Origin of the sequence: Pseudonocardia thermophila, assembly GCF_900142365.1 — a bacterium.
Taxonomy (GTDB): domain Bacteria; phylum Actinomycetota; class Actinomycetes; order Mycobacteriales; family Pseudonocardiaceae; genus Pseudonocardia; species Pseudonocardia thermophila.
Genome location: NZ_FRAP01000004.1, coordinates 270,084 through 290,674 on the forward strand (window position 1 = coordinate 270,084; position 20,591 = coordinate 290,674).

Genomic DNA, 20,591 nt, shown 5'->3' on the forward strand with positions numbered 1-20,591 from the left:
TTTCGTGTGAAGCTGTCGGGGCCGATCATCGCCCGAGTCGGCGAGCCAGCGCCTCCCGCAGCGGCGGGACGACCACGCCCTCCGCCGCGAGCTTGCGGCGGGCTGTGCGCCGGCACAGCAGCACGCCGACGATCGCGACGGCCCACACCGCGTACTGCACGGTCCAGGCGACCCGGAACGCCTCCGGGGTGTACGCGTCCGGCGAGACCGCGCCGAGCACCGCGCCCACGGCGAAGGCGATCAGCAGCGTCGCGGTGAAGCCGCCGATGTTGACCAGCGCGACGGCGGTTCCGCTGCGGTGGGCGGGGTTGAACGTGCGCGCGTAGTCGAACCCCACCATCGAGCCCGGCCCACCGGTGGCGAGCACGAGCACCAGCAGGACCAGCAGCCACGTCGGCGCGGGCGGTGGCACGAGCAGCACCACCGTCCACATCAGCGCAGTCGTGACGATCACCGCGATCACCAGCAGCGACCGGCGCATCGGGTGCCGCGCGGTGAACTCCCCGAACAGCGGACCGGCCGCGATCCCGGTCGCGACGAGCAGCGTGAGCATCCCCGCGGCCGCGGCCGGGCTCCACCCCTGCCCGGCCACCAGGTACGGCACCCCCCACAGCAGGGCGAACACATGGCCGGAGAACTGCGTGCCGGTGTGCGACCAGAACCCGAGCCGCGTGCCCGGCTCCCGCCACGAATCCCGGACCCCGGCCAGCACGTCCCGCAGGCCGCCAACCCGTGGGGGCGCCGGCACGCTCGGCGGACGGTCGCGCACCACGATCCAGGCCGCGGTCGCCACGAAGACCCCGATCCCGCCGGCCGACACGAACGCCGGTGTCCAGCCGGCGCCGTGCAGCACCGCCGCCAGCGGCAGGGCCGACAGGACCTGCCCCAGCTGCCCGATCAACCCGGTCAACTGGGTCATCAGCGGCACCCGCCGCGCGGTGAACCACGCCGGCACCAGGGAGAACATGCTGACGAACGTCATCGCGTCGCCGATGCCGACGAGCACCCGCGCGGCGATCGCCACCGGCAGCGTGGTGGACAGCCCGAGCAGGATCTGCCCGGCGGCCATCGTCAGCCCGCCCACGGTGATGACCTTGCGGGCGCCGAACCGGTCGAGCAGCACCCCGGCCGGCACCTGCAGCGCCGCGTAGACGATCAGCTGGAGCACGATGAAACCGGACAGCAGCGCCGGTCCCGTGGTGTAGCGTTCGGCGGCGTCCAGCCCTGCCACCCCGAACGAGGTGCGGTGCATGACGCCGATCAGGTAGGCCGCCAGACCCACCGTCCAGACGACGGCAGACCGCCGGTCGAGTCCCCAATCCGCAGCCATGACGGCCCCCATCGTGCGTCACGAGCAGTGCTGACCGGTACGCGGTGCGTGCGGGGTCACCTGTGCGGCCGATCGCACACGCCCCCTGCCTGCACGAGCCACCGGCGGACCGGGATGCTGTGTGTGCGGTTCCACGTTGTCGACCGCGAGGAAGGGATGTGGACGTGGTGCTCGACCCAGCCGGGCTGTACGAGATCGTGGCCGACATCGACGTCGACGACCCGGTGCTCATCGTGGCGCTCGACGGGTTCGTCGATGCAGGCGCCGCCACGCGCCTCAGCGTGGCCGCGCTGCTCGCCGGGCAGGAGCCTCGCACGGTCGCGCGGTTCGACGTCGACCAGCTCGTCGACTACCGGTCGCGCCGGCCGGCGCTGCGGTTCGACACCGACCACTGGGCGTCCTACGCGGCGCCGCAGCTCGACGTCGTCGCGCTCGCCGACACCACCGGCCAGGAGTACCTGCTGCTGGCCGGCCCCGAGCCGGACACCCAGTGGGAGCGGTTCTGCGCGGCGATCGTGCAGCTGGTGCGCCACTTCCACGTGCGTCTGGTGATCAACCTGTCGGCGATCCCGCTCGCCGTGCCGCACACCCGCCCGATCGGCGTGACCGTGCACGGCACCCGCCCCGAGCTGACCGAGGGGCACGAGGCGTGGTTCTCGACCGCCGAGGTTCCGGGCAGCGCGATCGCGCTCATGGAGTACCGCCTCGGCGAGGCGGGCCACGACGCGGTGGGCTTCGCCGTGCACGTGCCGCACTACCTGGCCCGCGCGGAGTACCCGCAGGCCGCGCGCGTGCTGCTCGACCACGTGGGACTGGCCGCCAAGCTGTACCTGCCGACCGAGGCGCTCTCCGAGGCGGCCCGCCAGGCCGACGAGGAGATCTCCGCGCAGGTCGCGGCCTCCGACGAGGTGCGCCAGATCGTCGACGCGCTGGAGCGCCAGTACGACGCGGTGGTGTCCGGCCGCGGCGACCGCGGCGTGTTCGGACTGGACGGCAACCTGCCCAGCGCGGAGGAGCTCGGCGCGGAGGTGGAGCGGTTCCTCGCCGAGCGCACCGATCCGCCGGAGGAGCCGCCCCGCCAGTCCTGACCCGGCGCGCAGGGTGGGGACCCCGCGCACATGGCCCACCCCAGCATGTGCGCGGAGACCGCACCCTGCGCGGGTCCGAGTTCCGGCTCAGCCCGGTTCCAGCGCGACCATCGGCAGCTGCTCCGCCGCCCGCAGCCGGTCCGCCGCCCCGCCGCGGTACCGCCACCCGAGCAGCGCCGAGAGCAGCCGGCGCACCAGGGGTGCGGCCGGCCCGTGCCGCCGCTCGTAGGCCGCGAGCGCGTCGGCGGCCTCCGGGATGCCCAGCCGGCGGGCAGCGACCGGCGTCCGCCTCCGCCCGACGGTGGCCGCGGCGGGTCCACCTGCGGTGAGGTTGCGCAGCCAGTCCGCGTCGCCGAATCCGGCGACCACGATCGGCGCCCCGGAGACCGTGCGGCCGACGATCTCCAGCGGCGTCGTGTACGCCCGCCCGGACCGACGACCGGTGTGGTGCAGGAGCAGGAAGCGCCGGCCGAGCACACCGCCCAGCCCGTGCTCGTACAGCCACAGCACCACCCGGGTCGCCGCGCTCAGCACCGGCCGCGCCCGCACGTCACGACTCCCGCGCCCCGCCACGTCGGCGACCGTAGCCCCGGGGTGGTGTGTGCGCAGGTCGTGCCGTGCACACGCGGCCTTGGGTCAGCGGACGTCCAGTGCCGCGGCCACGACCGAGTCGGCGTCGATGCCGTGGTAGCGGTACACGTCGCGCAGCCCACCGGACTGGCCGAACTTCGTCACGCCCAGGTGGACGGCCCGCACGCGGTGGATGTTCGCGAGGAACGCCAGCGTGTGCGGGTGCCCGTCGAGCAGCGTGACCAGCGGGGCGGCCCGGTGCTGCGGGAACGCCGACTCGAGCACCCACGTGTCGGCCGAGCCGCGCCCGGAGCGGGCCTGCACCGCCTCGAAGACCAGGCCGGGGCTGGTCACGCACACCACGTCGGTGGCCACGCCCTGCTCGGCGAGCCGGTCGGCGGCGGCGAGCGCCTCGGGCACCATGGCGCCCATCGCCGCGACCGTCACCTCCGGTCGACCCGCGCAGCGCCGCAGTGGGTACGCCCCGGCCACCACCTGGCGCCGGCGCAGTTCGCGGGCCGCCGGGTCGGCCGGCACCTGCGCGAGGGACTGGTCGACCGGCCGCGTGGACAGCCGCAGGTAGGCCGAGCTGCCGTCCGGCCTGCCCAGCTTGGCGAGGCAGGCCAGCAGCGTCCACTCCACGTCGATCGCGAAGGCCGGCTCGTAGGCGACGCAGCCGGGCTGCTCCAGCCCCACCGACGGCGTCGTGATCGACTGGTGCGCGCCGCCCTCCGGTGCCAGCGACACCCCCGACGGGGTGCCGACCAGGATCGACTGGCCGCCCGCGTAGATCCCGAACGACCACGGCTCCAGCGCTCGCTCGACGAACGGGTCGTAGACGACGCCGATGGGCAGCAGCGGCTCACCCCAGCGGCTCCACGTGGCGCCGAGCTCGCCGAGCAGGCCGACGAGGTTGGTCTCGGCGATGCCCAGCTCGATGTGCTGGCCGTCGGGCCGTTCCCGCCAGTGCAGGATCGTCTCGGGATCGTCGGCGAACCAGTCGACGCGCTCGCGCGGCGACCACACCCCGACCTTGTTCACCCAGCCGCCGAGGTTGGTGGAGCTGGACACGTCCGGGGCGAGGGTGACCACCCGGCGGGCGGCGTCCGGCGCGGACCGGGTGAGGTCGAGCAGCGTGCGGCCCAGCGCCGCCTGGGTGTTGGCGGTGCCGCTCGGGGTGCGGCCGAAGTCCGTGGGGACCTCGACCTTCGGGGGCGCGGGCACTGGGTCGCGGCGCAGGCGCTGCGCCACCTCGGCGCACAGCCGGGCAGCGTCGGAGCCCTCGGGGAACCTCGCCCACGGGTCGTCCACGTCGGCGCCGACCCGCTCGGCGAGCTCGGCGAGCTGCTCGTGGGTGAGCAGCGCGGAGTGGTTCTGCGGGTGCCCCTCGGTTGCGAGCCCGTAGCCCTTGATCGTGTAGGCGAAGATCACGGTCGGGCGCGAGTCGTCGATGTCGGTGAACGCGTCGCCGAGCGCGTCGAGATCGTGGCCGCCGAGGTTGCGCAGGGCCGCGACGAGGGTGTCGTCGTCGAGCTGGTCGACGAGCGAGCGCAGCTCGGGGTTGTCGGGCAGGCGCGTGCGCAGCTCGGGCGCGGAGCACCGCAGCAGCCGCTGGTACTCCGGGTTGGTCATCTCGTCGATGCGTCGGCGCAGCTGCGGCCCGCCGGGCATGCCGAACAGCTTCTCCAGCAGCCGGCCGTACTTGACGGTGATCACCTGCCAGCCGGCGGCCTCGAACATGCCCTGCAGGCGGGGCGCCCCGATGTTGGGCACGACGCGGTCGAGGGACTGCCGGTTGAGGTCGACGATCCAGCAGACCTCGCCCAGCTCGGCGACCATCGGGTCGAGGATCGCCTCCCACACCGCACCCTCGTCCAGCTCGGCGTCGCCGACCAGCGAGTACTGCCGGCCCTCCCCCGCGCGCACGTAGCGGCGGGCGATCGCGCCCCAGATCGGAGCGGTGGCACCGATGCCGACCGAGCCGGTGGAGTAGTCCACGGGGTCGGGGTCCTTGACCCGGCTCGGGTAGCTCTGCAGCCCGCCGAACTCGCGCAGCGTGGTCAGGTGGTGCTCGTCCAGCTCACCCAGCAGGTAGTTGATGGCGTGCAGGACGGGTGAGGCGTGCGGCTTCACCGAGACCCGGTCGCCCGCGCGGAGGTGCTCGAACCACAGCGCGGTCATGATCGTCGCCATCGACGCGCTGGACGCCTGGTGGCCGCCGACCTTCAGCCCCTCCGGGTTGGGCCGTACCCGGTTGGCGTGGTGCACGATCGCGGTGGCGAGCCAGAGGACCCGCTTCTCGATCTCCAGCAGGGCGGCCGGCGAGGTCCCGATCACTGTCGTCCCCTCCATTGGTCTTCTTGCGACGACAACTGCAACACGACTCGACCTACTGCACAACCTGGTCACGAGTCCTTGAGCAATCTGCACGTTCCCGGGACTCCGAGGCTTCCCCGGAGGGGGCAGACTGCGCAGTGTGGACGCGACCGACGCCCGACTGCTGCTCGCACTCTCCGAGGATCCCCGCGCCTCCGCGCTCGCGCTCGCCGAACGGCTCGGGGTCTCCCGCAACACCGTGCAGGCCCGGCTGGCCCGGCTGGATCTGTCCGCCGTCGAGCTGCGGGTCGACCCGGCCGAGCTGGGTTACCCGATCACCGCGTACGTGCTGATGGTGCTGCGCCAGCGCTACCTCGACCAGGTCGCGGAGGAGCTGGCCGCGGTGCCGGAGGTCGTGGAGGTGCTCGGCATCTCCGGCGAGGTCGACCTGCTCGTGCAGGTCGTGGCCCGCGACGGCGACGATCTCTACCGGATCGCGGGCCGGCTGCTGGCCATCGAAGGCGTCGAGCGCACGACTACGTCGCTGGTGATGCGCCGGCTGGTGCCGCACCGCCTCGAACCGCTGCTGCGGCGGATCGCCGATCAGTGATCTGCCGGGCGATCCGCCGGGCCCGCTCGCGGTGCTCGCGCGGGCTGATCCCGTGCACCCGCTTGAACGCCGCGGAGAGCGCGAAGCCGGAGCCGTAGCCGACCCGGCGGGCCACCGCGTCGAGCGTGGCGTCGGTGTCGCGGAGCAGATCGGCGGCCAGGGCCAGCCGCCGCCCGGCCAGGAACGCCATCGGTGGCTCGCCGACCAGCTCGGTGAACCGGCGGGCCAGCGCAGCCCGCGACACCCGCGCCTGCGCGGCCAGCTCGGCGACCGTCCACCGGCGCGCCGGATCGGCCTGCATGGCGCGCAGCGCGGGGCCGACGACCGGGTCGGCGGCCGCGACGTACCAGCCGGGAGCGGGCGCGCCGGGTCGCTCGAACCAGGTCCGCAGCGCGGTGACCAGCAGGAGATCGAGGAGCCGGTCGAGCACGACCTCCTGCCCCGGCCGCTCGGTGCTGATCTCCTGGGCGAGCATCGCCAGCACCGGTGAGTCGTGGCCGAACCCGTCGAGCACCATGACCCCGGGCAAGCCGGCGAGCACGCGCCCGCCGAGCGTGCTCGCGTCCGCGTAGTTGCCGACCAGCACCTCGGTGCTGCCCGCGGCGCTGTTGCCCCACGTGCGCACGCCGAGCTGGGTGGTGGTCTCCACGGGCCGGCCGTCCGGGGTGGCGCACTCGCCGTCCGGGAGGATCACGATCTCCGGCGGGCGGCCGGCGGTGTCGGCGATGTCGTACTCCTGCCCACCCACGGTGATCACGAGGTCGCCGGCCCGCAGGTCGATCACCCGGCCGTCGGCGAAGCGCATGTGCGCCTCACCGCGCACGACGGCGAGCACGGCCAGCGCGACCTCGTCCCGGACGCGCAGCGACCACGGCGGCTCCATGACCGTGCGCAGGAGGAAGGCACCCCGCGCCCGCGGGCCGTCGAGGAGACCGCCGAACTCGTCCACGCGGTGAGCCTAGACGCACACGCATGTCTGGCGGGCAAGTCATGCGCGCACCGCTCAGCGCCGCCCTGAAGGCCACGAACGGCACTTTCGTGGCAGCATCGCCGACGAAGGTGCCGTTCGTGGAGGTTCAGGCCTGAGCCGGCAAGACGCTCACGCATGTCGATGAGCTTCTGAACCATTCAGCGTCTCACCATCTCCGGCTTGAATCCTCGGGCATGAGCCAGAACGTCCTCGTCATCGGTGCCACCGGCAAGACCGGGCGCCACGTCGCCGAGCGCCTCACCGCCGCGGGCCACCGGGTGCGCCCGGGGTCCCGCTCGGCCGCCGTCCCGTTCGACTGGGCCGACCCCACCACCTGGTCAGCGGCGCTCGCCGGGGTCGACGCCTGCTACGTCGCCTACTACCCGGACCTCGCCGTGCCCGGCGCCGCGCAGACCGTCGCGGAGCTCGCAGCGGCGGCCGGGCGCGCCGGGGTCCGCAGGCTGGTGCTGCTGTCCGGCCGCGGCGAACCCGGCGCCGAGGCCGCTGAACGGGCCGTGCGCGCCGTCTTCCCGGTCGCGACCGTGGTGCGAGCCGCGTGGTTCAACCAGAACTTCAGCGAGGGCCACTTCCTCGGACCGGTGCTGGCGGGCACGGTGGCGCTACCCGTCGGGGACGTGCGCGAACCCTTCGTCGACGCCGACGACATCGCGGACGTCGCCGCGGCCGCGCTGACCGACGACCGGCACGGCGGCGAGCTGTACGAGGTGACCGGCCCGCAGCTGCTGACGTTCGGCGAGGCCGTGGCGGAGATCGCCGCCGCGACCGGGCGGGCGATCGACTTCGTACCGCTTCGGCTGCCGGACTACCTGGCGCTCGCGCCCGTCGAGCTGTCCGCCGACGAGCTGTGGCTGGTGGAGCACCTGTTCCGCGAGGTGCTCGACGGGCGCAACGCCCGCCTCGCCGACGGTGTGCAGCGGGCGCTGGGCCGTCCACCCCGAGACTTCGCCGCCTACGCCCGTGCCACCGCGGGAACGGGGGCGTGGCCGACCGGCGCGGGCCAGCCCGTGGAACACCGGTGACGGCCCGGCCCCGGCCGCTGTCCTCCGTTTGCGGACCACCGCACGACCGCGCACTGTGTTGCGCATGACGCTCCAGGAACCGGCCGCCGGACCGTCCGCCGAACCCGAACCCGATCTTCACGAGCCCGGATCGGCGGAGCGGGGCCCGGTGCTCGACCGGTGGATCTTCGGCGTCGCCGCGGTGCTCGTGCTGGTCTTCATCGCGTGGGGCATGTTCGCCACGGACAACCTGGCGACGGTCTCCTCGGCGGTGCTGACCGGGGTGATGGACGTGGGCGGCTGGGCCTTCGTGCTCGCCGCCAGCGGCTTCGTCGTGTTCGCGCTGTGGGTGGCCTTCGGCAGGTACGGGAAGATCCCGCTGGGCCGCGACGACGAAGCGCCGGAGTTCCGCACCTCGTCGTGGATCGCGATGATGTTCAGCGCCGGCATGGGCATCGGGTTGATGTTCTTCGGCGTCGCCGAGCCGCTCGCGCACTTCACCTCGCCGCCGCCCGGCACCGTGCCGCCGGGGTCACCGGCGGCGCTCGACGTCGCCATGGCCACCACCCTGTTCCACTGGACGCTGCACCCGTGGGCGATCTACGCGGTGGTCGGCCTCGCGATCGCGTACTCGACGTTCCGCCGCGGCCGCCGGCAGCTGATCAGCTCGGCGTTCACCCCGCTGATGGGCCGCCGCAGCACCGATGGGGCGTTCGGCCGGGCCGTGGACATCCTGGCGATCTTCGCGACGCTGTTCGGTTCGGCCGCCTCGCTGGGCCTCGGCGCGCTGCAGATCGGCGGCGGGCTGGCCGCCAACGGCATCACCGGACTGCCCAAGGCGGTGCTCGTGGGGATCATCGTGGTGCTGACGATCGCGTTCATCGTGTCCGCGGTGACCGGCGTCGCGAAGGGCATCCAGTGGCTGTCCAACATCAACATGGTGCTGGCCGGCATCCTGGCGCTGTTCGTGTTCGTGGTCGGCCCGACGATCCTGATCCTCAACCTGATCCCGACCGCGATCGGCGACTACTTCCGCGATCTCGCGCAGATGTCGGCCCGCACCGCGGCCACCGGCGGCGACGCGATGGCCGACTGGCTCTCCGGCTGGACGGTCTTCTACTGGGCGTGGTGGATCTCCTGGACGCCGTTCGTCGGCATGTTCATCGCACGGATCAGCCGCGGCCGCTCGATCAAGCAGTTCGTCGTCGGCGTCATGCTGATCCCGAGCCTGGTGAGCCTGCTGTGGTTCGCGATCTTCGGCGGGGCCGCGATCGACCGCCAGCGCTCCGGGATCGACCTGGCCGCGGCCGACACCGAGGGCCAGCTGTTCGGGCTGCTGCACACCTACCCGCTCGGCGGCGTGCTCAGCGTGCTGGCGATGGTCCTGGTGGCGATCTTCTTCGTGTCCGGCGCGGACGCGGCGTCGGTCGTCATGGGCACGCTCTCGCAGCGCGGCACGATCGAGCCGAACCGCTGGGTGGTGGTGTTCTGGGGCACCGTGATGGGCGCGATCGCGGTGATCATGCTGCTGGTCGCGCCGGGCGACGAGGCGCTCACCGGCATCCAGAACATCACGATCATCATGGCGGCGCCGTTCGCCCTGGTGATGATCGCGCTGTGCGTGGCGCTGGCGAAGGACCTCCACGACGACCCGATCTCCCGGCGCGACCGGCGCGCCGTGGCCGCCGTGGAGCAGGCCGTGGAGTACGGCACCCGCGCCCACGACGGCCGGTTCATCCTCAACGTCAAACCGGAGGACGAGGCCGATCCGGCCCTGCGCAGGAAGCGCTGACGGTCAGGGTTCGAGCACGACCTTGCCGAGCACGCGGCGCTCGTCGATGCGGACGAGCCCGTCAGCGGCCTGTTCCAGCGGCAGCACGACGTCGACCAGCGGGATCAACCGGTCCATGTGCGGGAGCAGCTGGTTCCACTGGTCGACGGCGTAGCCGGGACGGTCGAAGGCGAACGCGCCCCAGCCGACGCCGACCACGTCGATGTTGTTGAGCAGCAACCGGTTCACCTTCACCGTGGGGATCTCCCCTGCGGTGAAGCCGACGACCAGCAGCTTGCCGAACGGGGCGAGGCTGCGCAGGGAGTCGGTGAAGCGGTCGCCGCCGACCGGGTCGACGACCAGGTCCACCCCGCGCCCGCCGGTCAGTTCCTGCACCGCGTCCTTGAAGCCCTCGACCGCCACGGTGTCGGTGGCGCCGGCCCGCCGCGCGATCTCGGCCTTCGCCTCGGAGGAGACCACGGCGATCACGTGAGCGCCGAGCGCGGTGGCCAACTGGGTGACGGCGGTGCCCACGCCGCCCGCCGCGCCGTGGACGAGAACGGTCTGGCCGGGCTTCAGCTCGGTCCGCACCCGCAGGGCGAAGTGCGCGGTCAGGTAGTTCATCGGCATCGCGGCGCCCGCTGTGAAGGAGACGTCGTCGGGCAGCGGGAAGACCATGTCCGGCGAGACCGCGACCTGCTCGGCCGCCCCGCCGGTGCCGCAGAACGCGGCCACCCGATCACCGACCCGGACGTCCGCGCCTTCGGGCGCCGCGAGGACGACGCCGGCGACCTCGGAGCCGAGCGTGTACGGCCGCTCGGGCTCGTACTGGTAGAGGCCGCGGGTCTGCAGCAGGTCGGGGAAGTTCAGCCCCGCCGCGCGGACCTCGACGAGCACGTGCTCGCCCGGGTCCGGCGCGGGGACGTCGCGCACCTCGACCGCCTTCGGCCCGTCCAACGTCACGATCTGCACCGCACGCATGCGCCGCACGCTACCTGGCTGCGCACCCGCCCCCGGCCGAACGCGCACATGACCGCAGATGAGCACAGGTGACCGCAGATGACGCTGCGTGATCCACCCCGGTTCGCCGGAACCGGCGCGGGGTGGAAAGCTGGCCCGCGGTGCGACTCGTCTACGACTCAGAAGACCTCATCGGGTACTGGCGTGCCCGGGATCGGCTGCGTCTGCAGATCGTCGCCTGGGCGCGGCGGCGCGGCGAGTTCGTCGAGCCGTCGCTGGTGGCGGCCGCGCTCGACCACAAGCACTCCGTCGACGGCCGCCTCGGGCACTGGACGCGCGCGCACATCGCCGACGCGCTCGCCGTGTGGTTCCCGCGCACGGTCGCGCTGCTGGAGGAGGACCGGCCGGCCGTGCCGGCCGCCCTGCACGCGGTGATCGGGTTCCTCGCCGAGCAGGACTGGCTCGACTCCCGCTCGGACCCGCCGGAGGAGCTGCACGCGCAGATCGAGGATTCCACGCCCGCCCTGCACGACGCGTGCGCCGATGAGCGCAACCTCGACCTCGGCACGTTCTGGGCGGTGCAGATGCTGCGCCACCGGGTGCCGACGGCCGACCCGGTGGCGGTGTCCCGGTTCCTGGCTCAGGTCGACGCCGGGGAGATCGAGATCGATCGGGCGGCACTGGAGGAGATCACCCGCCGCCAGGCCGAGCCGCCGGAGCCGGAGCCGACGGCCTTCCCGCCGGTCGTGCTGCCCAGCGCGGCGGCGCTGCTCGCTGCCGCCGATGCGAGCCCGGCGCTGGCCCGGCTGCGCGCGTTCACCCGCTGGGTGCGCGCCGGCCGGCCGCTGCGCAACGGGCGGCTGCTGCTGGAGGACGCCCGCGCGGTGGCCGAGCTGCTCGACGTCGACCACTTCTCCCGCACCCGGGCCCGCTCGGCCGAGGACCTGCCCGAGGTCTCGCTGATCATGGACTGGGCGCTGCAGTCGCGACTGGTGCGCGTCGTGAAGGGCCGGCTGGTGCCGGTGAAGAGCGCTGCTCCCCTGCTGTCGCGGCCGATCGAGCTGTGGCAGCGGCTGTTCTCCGCGGTCGGCGGGTTGGGCGAGCACTTCGGCGGCACCAACGTGTTCGGTGCGCCGTCGCTGTTCGGGATGCCGCTCGGCGACGCGCTGCAGCTGCTGCTCGGCCTGCTCTACAGCGCGGGCGGTGACCCGGTGCCGGTGGAGCGCTTCCACCGGCTCGTGCGGGACACCGTCAACGAGGAGATGGGCTGCGTCGTCGACGACCTCGCCGGAGACGTCGAGCAGCGGCTGTGGCGGCGCGACGTCACGGCGCTGCTGGATGCGCTGGAGCTGCTCGGGGCCGTCGAGCTGGGCGAGAGCCCGGACGGGATCGAGGAGCACGAGGCGCTCGTGGCCCTCGCCGGCCGCGACGATCCCGATCCCACGCTCGTCTCGCTCACCCCGATCGGCATCTGGGCGGTGCGGGAGATGCTCATCGAGCAGGGCGAGATCGCTCCGCTGGCCGGTGAGCTGGCTGACGAGGACATCGAGTACGTGATCGTGAAGTCGGCGCCGCTGCGGGCCGAGGTGGCCGACGCGGAGCTGTCCGCGTGGGTGGCCGCCCGCCCCCGGCGGCAGGCGGCGAGCGAGATCATGCGCCTCCTGCAGCGCCTGGAGGACGGCCCGCACCGCGAACTGGCGCTGCGGGCGCTGGCGAAGACCGGCGACTCCGCACCGCCGCCCCAGCGGCGGGCGCCGAGCAGCTCGGGGCCGCGCGTCGACTGCCACGTGCGGGCTCGGCGGGGCTGACGAGGGCGCTGCGATCGGCGCTGTACTCGGCCTGTGATCGGCGCTGGGATCGGCGCTGAACCGCCTGGTGGCGCCGGGATTGACCCCGAAGTGACCCGCGGGTAACTTGCGTTCGATGGACGCGCCGTTCTGGGCCGACATCAACGTCCCGCTGCTCGTCGCGATGCCGTTCTTCCTGCTGTTCATCGGCATCGAGGTCCTGACGATCGCCCACTCCGATCTGCCCGAGGGCGAACGTCCGCGCGGCTACGTGTTCCGCGACGCCCGCACGAGCATCTCGATGGGCGCCGGATCGCTGGCCTTCATGCTGATCTTCAAGCTGGCGACGCTCGTCGTGTACGTGGCGCTGTGGCAGCTCGTGCCGTGGAAGCTGCCCGCCGACACGTGGTGGAGCTGGGCGGCGATGGTGGTGCTCGTCGACCTGGGCTGGTACTGGAACCACCGGTTCGCGCACCGCGTGCGCATCGCCTGGGCCGGGCACCAGGCACACCACTCCAGCGAGTACTTCAACTTCGGCACCGCGCTGCGGCAGAAGTGGAACCCCTGGTCGGAGGCGATCTTCTGGCTGCCGCTGCCGCTGCTCGGCTTCCCGCCGTGGATGATCTACATCGCGTTCTCGGTCAACCTGATCTACCAGTTCTTCATCCACACCGAGACCGTCGGGAAGCTGCCCGCGCCGATCGAGCTGATCCTCAACACGCCGTCGCACCACCGGGTGCACCACGGTTCCGACCCGGAGTACTTGGACAAGAACTACGGCGGCATCCTCATCGTCTGGGACCGGCTCTTCGGCACGTTCCAGGAGGAGCTGCACCGCCCGCGCTACGGGCTCACCAAGCCGGTGAACACCTACAACCTGCTGAAGCTGCAGTACGGGGAGTACGCGCGGATCATCGCGGACGTGCGGGCGGCGCGGACCTGGCGAGAGCGGCTGGCGTACGTCTTCGGGCCGCCCGGCTGGGCGCCCGCCGAAGAGGCACCGGCGCGCGGCGCGTGACGGCGCGGACGGGGCCGTCCTACGCGCGGGCCGCGGCCAGGGCCACCGCCGGGTCGACGCCCAGCTGGACGCACAGGCCGGCGTGGTCCCACAGCGTGCGGTGGGCGCTGATCCGCGACTCCGTGCGGCCGGCGGTGGAGCGGTGCCGGAAGCTCACCACCCCGATGGCGAGCACCTCGGCTCGCTCCCCGGTCGCCGGCACTCCCGGCAACAGCCAGGGCAGCTCGCGGTCGTGGGTGAACCGCACCCGCACCTCGTCCACGACGCGGCGCTGATCGACCGTGCGCGACACGCGTTCGAACTCCAGGTCGTCGGGCAGCGCGGGCAGCACGTCCTCGGCCAGGTAGCGGCGGATCGCGGCGGGATCGCCGCCTCCGGTGCCGATCGGGGCGTTGACCAGCACGCACGTCTCGCCGAGCAGCGCCTCGGCGGCGGCCGCGTCACGATCGACGTGCACGGCCGCGTGGAACGCGTCGCGCACCTGCTCGATCTGCCGCATGAGCTGCTGGATGCCCATGGTCACCCGGCCAGGCTCACACGCCGGGCGCCGGCCGGCAACCGAGCGTCTGATCAGCTGGTGAGAGCCGCGGCGACCACCGCCTGCGCCTCCTCCTGGATCCGGGCCAGGTGCTCGGGGCCGCGGAAGCTCTCCGCGTAGACCTTGTAGACGTCCTCGGTGCCGGACGGGCGGGCGGCGAACCAACCGTTCTCCGTGACGACCTTCAGCCCGCCCAGCGGGGCGCCGTTGCCGGGTGCCTCGGTGAGCCGCGCGATGATCTTCTCGCCGGCCAGCTCGTCGGCGGTGACGTCGGCGGCGGAGAGCTTGGCGAGCTTCGCCTTCGCCTCGGGGGTCGTGGCGACGTCGATGCGCGCGTAGGCGGGGGCACCGAACCGCTCGGTCAGCTCCGCGTACTGCTGCGACGGGGTCTTGCCGGTGACCGCGAGGATCTCCGAAGCGAGCAGGCACAGGATGATCCCGTCCTTGTCGGTGGACCACACCGTGCCGTCCTTGCGCAGGAACGACGCACCCGCGCTCTCCTCGCCGCCGAACCCGAGGCTGCCGTCGAGCAGGCCGGGCACGAACCACTTGAACCCGACCGGGGTCTCCACGAGCCTGCGGCCGAGATCGGCGGCCACCCGGTCTATCATCGACGAGCTGACCGCCGTCTTGCCGATCCCCGCGCCGGCGGGCCAACCGGGCCGGTGGGTGTAGAGGTGCTGGATGGCGACCGCGAGGAAGTGGTTCGGGTTCATCAGCCCGGCGTCTGAGGTGACGATGCCGTGCCGGTCGGCGTCGGCGTCGTTGCCGGTGGAGATCGGGAAGCGGTCGCGCGCGGCCACCAGCGACGCCATCGCGTAGGGCGACGAGCAGTCCATGCGGATCTTGCCGTCCCAGTCGAGCGTCATGAAGCCGAACTGCGGGTCGACCGTCGGGTTGACCACCGTGAGGTCGAGGCCGTGCCGCTCGGCGATCGCGCCCCAGTAGGCGACGCTGGCGCCGCCCAGCGGGTCGGCGCCGATCCGCACGCCCGCGGCCTTGATCGCGGCGAGATCGACGACGTTCGGCAGGTCGTCGACGTAGCTGCCGAGGAAGTCGTAGCCGGGGAGTTCCTCGGGGTCGACCGCGCGCCGGCGCACCCCCGCGAGGCCCTCCTCCAGCAGGGCGTTGGCGCGGTCGGCGATCCACGCCGTCGCCGAGGTGTCCGCGGGGCCGCCGTTGGGCGGGTTGTACTTGAACCCGCCGTCCGACGGCGGGTTGTGCGAGGGAGTGACGACCACGCCGTCGGCGAGCCCGTCGGTGCGGTCACGGTTGTGGCGCAGGATCGCGTGCGACACCGCCGGGGTGGGTGTGTAGCCGCCCGCGGCGTCGACGAGCACCGTGACGTCGTTGGCGGCGAACACCTCCAGCGCGGTGCGCCACGCGGGCTCGGACAGGGCATGGGTGTCGCGGCCGATGAACAGCGGCCCGGTCGTGCCCTGCGCCGCCCGGTACTCCACGATCGCCTGGCTCGTCGCGGCGATGTGGTCGTCGTTGAACGTCGTGGTGAGCGACGAGCCCCGGTGCCCCGAGGTGCCGAACGAGACCCGCTGGCCGGGCACCGACGGATCCGGGTGCCGCTCGGTGTAGGCGGCCAGGAGGGCGTCGATGTCGACGAGGTCGCGGGGCTCCGCGGGGGTGCCGGCACGAGGGTCGTTCGCCATGGCGCGCACCCTACCGGCGGGAGTGGGGCATCGCCCGGGCCCGGCGGACGTGATCGTCGCCGCGTCAGGTGCCGGCGCGGATCGCGGTTCTCACGACGACGAGCCGCGGTCATCGCAACGGCGAGTCGTCCGGTGCAGCCCGGCGAGTCGCCCCTTCCAGCAGCGCGAGTCGCCCCTCCCAGCAGCGCGAGTCGCCTCTTCCAGCAGGGCGAGTCGCCCCGAGCAGGAACCTGAGCCGTCCGGAACGGGACGCCGGCGCCGAGGGCCATCACAGAACCCGCACCCCTCCGTCGCGGAGTCCGCGACTCGCCGCGGTGAGAACGGCGACTCGCCGTCAGGAGATCCGCAACTCGCGTCCCAGCACCGCCAGCGTCTGCGGCCCCTCCCAGACGTGGGCGGCCCAGCCGTGGGCCCGGGCCGCTTCGACGTTGGCCGGGCGGTCGTCGAAGAACACCACGTCCTGCGGCGCCGTGCCGTAGGCCTCGTCGGCCGCCGCGTAGATCGCCGGGTCCGGCTTGGCCAGCCCCACCTCGGCGGAGAACACCAGCACGTCGATCCGTCGGCTCCACTCCGCCGCACGCACCGCTGCGGCCAGCGGCGCCGGAGCGTTCGACAGCACCCCCAGCCGCACCCCGTCCGCGTCGAGCCCCGAGATCAGGCGTGCGCTCTGCGCGGGCAGCGCCGACCACTTCGCCGCGTCCAGCGCGGTGAGCCGGGTGATCAGCTGCGGCTCCGGTGCGACGTCCAGCGCTCGCAGGACTCCCGTCCAGTACGCGGTGTCGTCGCCGCCCAGGTCGTAGGCGAGCCGGCCCGGCCAGTACGCGGCGGTCAGCCGCTCGAGTTCGACGCCGATCTCAGCGGCCAGCGCCGGCAGCACCCCCGTCGACGGGACGAGCACGTCGCCGAGATCGAACACGACGGTCGGATGATCACCCATGCCCCGACCGTACGTCCGACGCGTCCGGTTACGCGCTGCGCTGCTGGGGGATCCGCAGGTGCAGCGGGAGCATCGAGCGCGGGGTCGAGTCGGTGGTCAGGTGGTAGTGCCCGCGCCGGGACCGGTTGCAGCGGTACGCCCGCAGCGGCCGCGCCCCCAGCTGCTCCAGCTCCCGCGCCGCCGCCTCGGCGGCCTCCCGGGTCTCGTAGATGATCTTGCCGTCGGTGCCGCGCCCCTGCCGCAGGGCGACCGTTCCGTCCAGCTCCGCGCGGCTGGGCGTGCAGAAGACCGGGCGCCCGTTGCGCTGCAGCCGGGCGTGCCGGGCGACCACCTCACCACGGGCCGCGTCGCGGATGCCGCGCTGGGACGGGAGGAGAACCTGCTCGACGCCGGCCCGCTCCTGCTGCCTGTCCCGATCCATCTCGGCCTCCCTCTCCGCGATCTTTGCCCGTCCCATCGCGCAGCCCCCAGCCTTCCGTTATCGTGCCGGCGGCGGGATACCACGATCGTGTCGTTTCACCATCGCAGTCACTTACCGTAGTCGATCGTGGCCGTTCTGTCGCCGTCCAATGCGGACGGCGGATCTCCGGGCCGGTCCGTCTCACTGTCGCAGGCTCACCCGATCAGGGGTTGCGTGATCGGCCGTTCCCCGGTCGGCAACCCGGGCGCGGGTGATCGCGGGACGAGTACCCCGACACGCCCGCACCCCGGCGCGGGAACCGTCGGACCCCCTCCCTACCGTGCACAGCATGGGCGAGCTGGTGGTGCACCGCGCGGAGCGGGCCGACGCGCTGGCCGACGCCCTCGCCGAGCTCCTGGCCACGCCGCTGCCCGACCCGTTCGCTGCCGAGATCGTCGCCGTCCCGGCCCGCGGCATCGAGCGCTGGCTGGCGCAGCGCCTGTCGCACCGCCTCGGCGCCGGCGGATCCGACGACGGCGTGTGCGCCGGCGTCGAGTTCCCCGCCCCGTCCGGGGTGGTCGCCGCGGCGGTCGGCGGCGCCACCGGGGTGCCGCCCGACGCCGATCCCTGGCGGCCCGCCCGCGCCGTCTGGCCGCTGCTGGAGGTGATCGACACGAGCCTGGACGAGCCCTGGTGCGCGCCGCTCGCCGCCCACCTGCGCGCCGCCCCCGGCCGCCGCTACGCCGCCGCGCGCCGGCTCGCCGAACTGTTCGCGCAGTACGCGGCGCAGCGTCCCCAGCTCCTGCGCTCGTGGCGGCAGGGCGGCGGCGCGGGCGTGCCCGACCTGGAGTGGCAGGCCCGCCTGTGGCGCCGGCTCCGCGAGCGGATCGCCGAGCCCGATCCCGCCGAGCGCCTCGACACCGCCTGCGCCGCCCTGCGCAGCGACCCGGCGCTCGCCCCGCTGCCGCCGCGGCTGTCCCTGTTCGGCCCCACCCGGCTCACCGAGGAGGAGCTCGCCGTCCTCACGGCCCTGGCCGAGCACCGCGACGTCCACCTGTGGCTGCCGCATCCCTCCCCCGATCTGTGGTCCCGCCTCCCGCGGATCGACGAGGTGCCGCCGCGCCGCGCCGACCCGACCGCGGCGCTGCCCCGCCACCCGCTGCTCGCCTCGCTCGGCCGGGACGTCCGCGAGCTGCAGGTGCGGCTGTCCGGCCGAATGTCTCGCTCGGTGCACCATCCGCTGCCCGAGCCACCGCCCACGCTGCTCGGGCGGCTGCAGCGCGAGCTGCGCGACGACGCCCCACCGGTCGTCCCCACGCCGATCGGGCCGGACGACACCAGCGTGGCCGTGCACCTCTGCCACGGCCCCGACCGCCAGGTCGAGGTGCTGCGGGAGATCGTGCTCGGCCTGCTCGCCGAGGACCCCACCCTCGAACCGCGCGACATCGTGGTGCTCTGCCCCGACATCGAGAGGTTCGCGCCGCTGATCTCGGCCACCTTCGGTCTCGGCGACGTCGGGCATCCCGGCCATCGCCTGCAGGTGCGCCTGGCCGACCGGGCGCTGCGCCAGGTCAACCCGCTGCTGGACACCGTGGAGCGGCTGCTGGAGCTGGCGCAGCACCGGCTCACCGCCTCCGAGGTGCTCGACCTGCTCGCCTCCCGCCCGGTGCGCACCCGCTTCGGGCTCGACGACGACGACCTCGAACGGCTGCGCTCCCTCGTGATCGCCGCCGGCGTGCGCTGGGGCCTCGACGCCGCCCACCGCGCCCCCTACAAGCTCGACGGGTTCCCGCAGAACACCTGGGCGGCCGGGCTGGATCGGCTGCTGCTCGGCGTCGCGATGCCCGCCGCCACCCGCGATTGGCTGGGCACCGCGCTCCCCCTCGACGACGTCGACTCCAGCGACACCGAGCGGCTCGGCGCACTCGCCGAGTTCGTCGACCGCCTCGCCGGCGTCCTGTCCGGCCTCACCGGGGAGCGCCCGCTGCAGGCGTGGATCGAGTGCCTGCTCGGCGCGCTCGACCTGCTCACCGCCACTTCCCCGACGGAGGCCTGGCAGGGCGCGCACGCCCGCGCCGAGCTGGCCGACGCCGTCGTCGAGGCCGGCCCGCACGCCGGCACCGTCCCGCTCGGGCTGGCCGACGTGCGCGGCCTGCTCGCCGAGCGGCTGCGCGGCGGGCCCAGCAGAGCGAGCTTCCGCACCGGCAGCCTCACCGTCGCCACGCTGGTGCCGATGCGCTCGGTGCCGCACCGCGTCGTGTGCCTGCTCGGCCTCGACGACGGCGCGTTCCCGCGCACCACCACCGTCGACGGCGACGACCTGCTGGCCCGCGAACCCCGCGTCGGCGATCGCGACCTGCGCTCCGAGGACCGCCAGCTGCTGCTCGACGCGGTGTGCGCGGCGACCGAGCGGCTCGTCGTGATCGCCTCGGGCGCCGACGAGCGCACCGGTGCCCGGCGCCCGCCCGCCGTGCCGCTGGGCGAGCTGCTGGACGCGATCGCGGCCACCGCGGGCGATCTGTCCCGCGTGCTCCACCGCCATCCGCTGCAACCGTTCGATCCCCGCAACTTCCGCGCGCCGGCCCCGTTCAGCTTCGACACCGCGAACCTCGCCGGAGCCCGCGCCGCGGCCGGTCCGCGGGTGCCGCCGCAACCGTTCCTGCCCCGACCGCTGCCGCCGCAGGAGCGGGATCCGCTGCCCCTGGAGGATCTGGTCGCGTTCGTGGAGCACCCGGTCAAGGCGTTCCTCACCCAGCGAGCCGGGGTACCGGTCGGCGAGGACGACGAGGAGCCGCCGGACGCGCTGCCCGTCCAGCCCGACGCGCTGGCCCGCTGGTCCGTCGGCGACCGGCTGCTGCGCGACCGGCTGGCCGGCCACGATCTCGATCGAGCGCGCAAGGCGGAGTGGCGCCGCGGCGCCCTCCCGCCGGGGGCCCTGGGCGACGCGTTCCTCGCCGAGGTGCTCGACGAGGTCGAGCCGCTGGTCGCCGCCGCCGAAGAGGTGCGCGGCGGCGAGCCGCCCACCGACGTCGACGTGGACGTCCAGGTCCCGGACGGCCGCGTGGTCGGCACGCTGTCCGGGATCCACGGCCGCCGGCTGGTGCGCGTGGAGTTCTCCCGGCTGGCCCCCAAGCACCGGCTGCGGGCCTGGGTGCAGCTGCTGGCGCTGACGGTGGCCGAGCCGGGGCAGGAGTGGACCGCCGTCACGATCGGCCGCGGCCAGTACACCGGGATCGCCGTCGCCCGGCTCGGGCCGGTCGCTCCGGACCACGCCCGCGCGGTGCTGGCCGACCTGGTCGAGCTGGCCGCGATGGGCCGCTGCACCCCGCTACCGCTGCCGACGTTCGCGGGCTGCACGTACGCGAAGGTGCGCCATGCGGGCGGCGAACCGTACGACGCGCTGGAGGAGGCGAAGCGGGCGTGGTCGGCCGGGGCGGGCGCGGAGCAGAGCGATCCGGCGCACCGGCGGGTGTGGGGCGAGGACGCCGACGCGGAGGCGGTGTTCGCCGAGCCGGGCCCGCCCGGCGGGGAGCCCACTCTGTTCGGCACGCTGGCGAGGCGGCTGTGGGAGCCGCTGCTGCGGGCGGAAGACCTGGTGCGGCGGTGAGCGCCC

The 20,591-nt window shown here is 73.8% G+C and carries 15 protein-coding genes and 1 pseudogene; 7 read left to right on the forward strand and 9 right to left on the reverse strand.

Going from position 1 to position 20,591, the window contains the following annotated elements; genetic code table 11:
• Nucleotides 1-25 precede the first annotated feature (25 nt).
• Entirely contained in the window at nt 26-1,330 is a 1,305-nt protein-coding gene (locus BUE41_RS07635) for an MFS transporter (RefSeq protein WP_073456220.1), read from the reverse strand.
• A 164-nt stretch (nt 1,331-1,494) separates the two neighbouring features.
• Between BUE41_RS07635 and BUE41_RS07640 the strand changes: the two genes are divergently transcribed.
• Nucleotides 1,495-2,418, forward strand: coding sequence for a proteasome assembly chaperone family protein (locus BUE41_RS07640; RefSeq protein ID WP_200803796.1), 924 nt, complete (start codon nt 1,495-1,497; stop codon nt 2,416-2,418).
• 87 nt (nt 2,419-2,505) lie between these two features.
• Here the strand turns inward: BUE41_RS07640 and BUE41_RS07645 are convergent, their stop codons facing one another.
• Complete coding sequence (locus tag BUE41_RS07645) at nt 2,506-2,991, reverse strand: nitroreductase family deazaflavin-dependent oxidoreductase (protein ID WP_234997040.1); 486 nt, start codon at nt 2,989-2,991, stop codon at nt 2,506-2,508.
• 63 nt (nt 2,992-3,054) lie between these two features.
• Entirely contained in the window at nt 3,055-5,340 is a 2,286-nt protein-coding gene (locus BUE41_RS07650) for a transketolase-like TK C-terminal-containing protein (protein ID WP_073456222.1), read from the reverse strand.
• Between the two features lie 124 nt (nt 5,341-5,464).
• Here BUE41_RS07650 and BUE41_RS07655 point away from each other — a divergent pair, with 124 nt between their 5' ends.
• Nucleotides 5,465-5,914 (forward strand): Lrp/AsnC family transcriptional regulator, encoded by a 450-nt coding sequence (locus tag BUE41_RS07655; protein WP_234997042.1) that lies wholly within the window; start codon nt 5,465-5,467, stop codon nt 5,912-5,914.
• A 22-nt stretch (nt 5,915-5,936) separates the two neighbouring features.
• On the opposite strand, the pseudogene BUE41_RS07660 reads toward BUE41_RS07655, so the two are convergent.
• Nucleotides 5,937-6,863: pseudogene (locus BUE41_RS07660) on the reverse strand (cupin domain-containing protein); the annotation flags it as partial.
• Between the two features lie 215 nt (nt 6,864-7,078).
• Between BUE41_RS07660 and BUE41_RS07665 the strand changes: the two are divergent.
• Both BUE41_RS07665 and BUE41_RS07670 read left to right on the forward strand, forming a co-directional pair.
• Nucleotides 7,079-7,924 carry an NAD(P)H-binding protein gene (locus BUE41_RS07665; protein ID WP_073456228.1) on the forward strand — a complete coding sequence of 282 codons (846 nt, stop codon included), beginning with the start codon at nt 7,079-7,081 and terminating at the stop codon, nt 7,922-7,924.
• A 64-nt stretch (nt 7,925-7,988) separates the two neighbouring features.
• Complete coding sequence (locus BUE41_RS07670; protein WP_084754563.1) at nt 7,989-9,695, forward strand: BCCT family transporter; 1,707 nt, start codon at nt 7,989-7,991, stop codon at nt 9,693-9,695.
• Between the two features lie 3 nt (nt 9,696-9,698).
• Here BUE41_RS07670 and BUE41_RS07675 read toward each other — a convergent pair whose 3' ends face one another.
• Entirely contained in the window at nt 9,699-10,655 is a 957-nt protein-coding gene (locus tag BUE41_RS07675) for an NADPH:quinone oxidoreductase family protein (RefSeq protein ID WP_073456230.1), read from the reverse strand.
• Between the two features lie 140 nt (nt 10,656-10,795).
• Here BUE41_RS07675 and BUE41_RS30685 point away from each other — a divergent pair, with 140 nt between their 5' ends.
• Nucleotides 10,796-12,442, forward strand: coding sequence for a hypothetical protein (locus BUE41_RS30685; RefSeq protein ID WP_073456233.1), 1,647 nt, complete (start codon nt 10,796-10,798; stop codon nt 12,440-12,442).
• A gap of 115 nt (nt 12,443-12,557) precedes the next feature.
• Nucleotides 12,558-13,439: a sterol desaturase family protein gene (locus BUE41_RS07685; protein WP_073456235.1), complete on the forward strand. Its 882-nt coding sequence runs from the start codon at nt 12,558-12,560 to the stop codon at nt 13,437-13,439.
• A 19-nt stretch (nt 13,440-13,458) separates the two neighbouring features.
• On the opposite strand, the gene BUE41_RS07690 is transcribed toward BUE41_RS07685, so the two are convergent.
• From BUE41_RS07690 to BUE41_RS07705, 4 genes are all read right to left on the reverse strand, one after another.
• A complete protein-coding gene (locus BUE41_RS07690; protein ID WP_073456237.1) occupies nt 13,459-13,962 on the reverse strand; it encodes a nuclear transport factor 2 family protein in 504 nt (167 codons plus the stop codon).
• A 47-nt stretch (nt 13,963-14,009) separates the two neighbouring features.
• Complete coding sequence (gene pgm / locus BUE41_RS07695; RefSeq protein ID WP_073456239.1) at nt 14,010-15,641, reverse strand: phosphoglucomutase (alpha-D-glucose-1,6-bisphosphate-dependent); 1,632 nt, start codon at nt 15,639-15,641, stop codon at nt 14,010-14,012.
• Nucleotides 15,642-15,975: 334 nt separating this feature from the next.
• Nucleotides 15,976-16,578, reverse strand: a complete 603-nt coding sequence (locus BUE41_RS07700; protein ID WP_073456242.1) for an HAD-IA family hydrolase — start codon at nt 16,576-16,578, stop codon at nt 15,976-15,978.
• A gap of 28 nt (nt 16,579-16,606) precedes the next feature.
• Nucleotides 16,607-16,999 carry a hypothetical protein gene (locus BUE41_RS07705; protein WP_143172017.1) on the reverse strand — a complete coding sequence of 131 codons (393 nt, stop codon included), beginning with the start codon at nt 16,997-16,999 and terminating at the stop codon, nt 16,607-16,609.
• A 328-nt stretch (nt 17,000-17,327) separates the two neighbouring features.
• On the opposite strand from BUE41_RS07705, the gene recC reads away from it, so the two are divergent.
• Nucleotides 17,328-20,585: an exodeoxyribonuclease V subunit gamma gene (gene recC / locus BUE41_RS07710; RefSeq protein ID WP_073456246.1), complete on the forward strand. Its 3,258-nt coding sequence runs from the start codon at nt 17,328-17,330 to the stop codon at nt 20,583-20,585.
• Nucleotides 20,586-20,591: the final 6 nt, after the last annotated feature.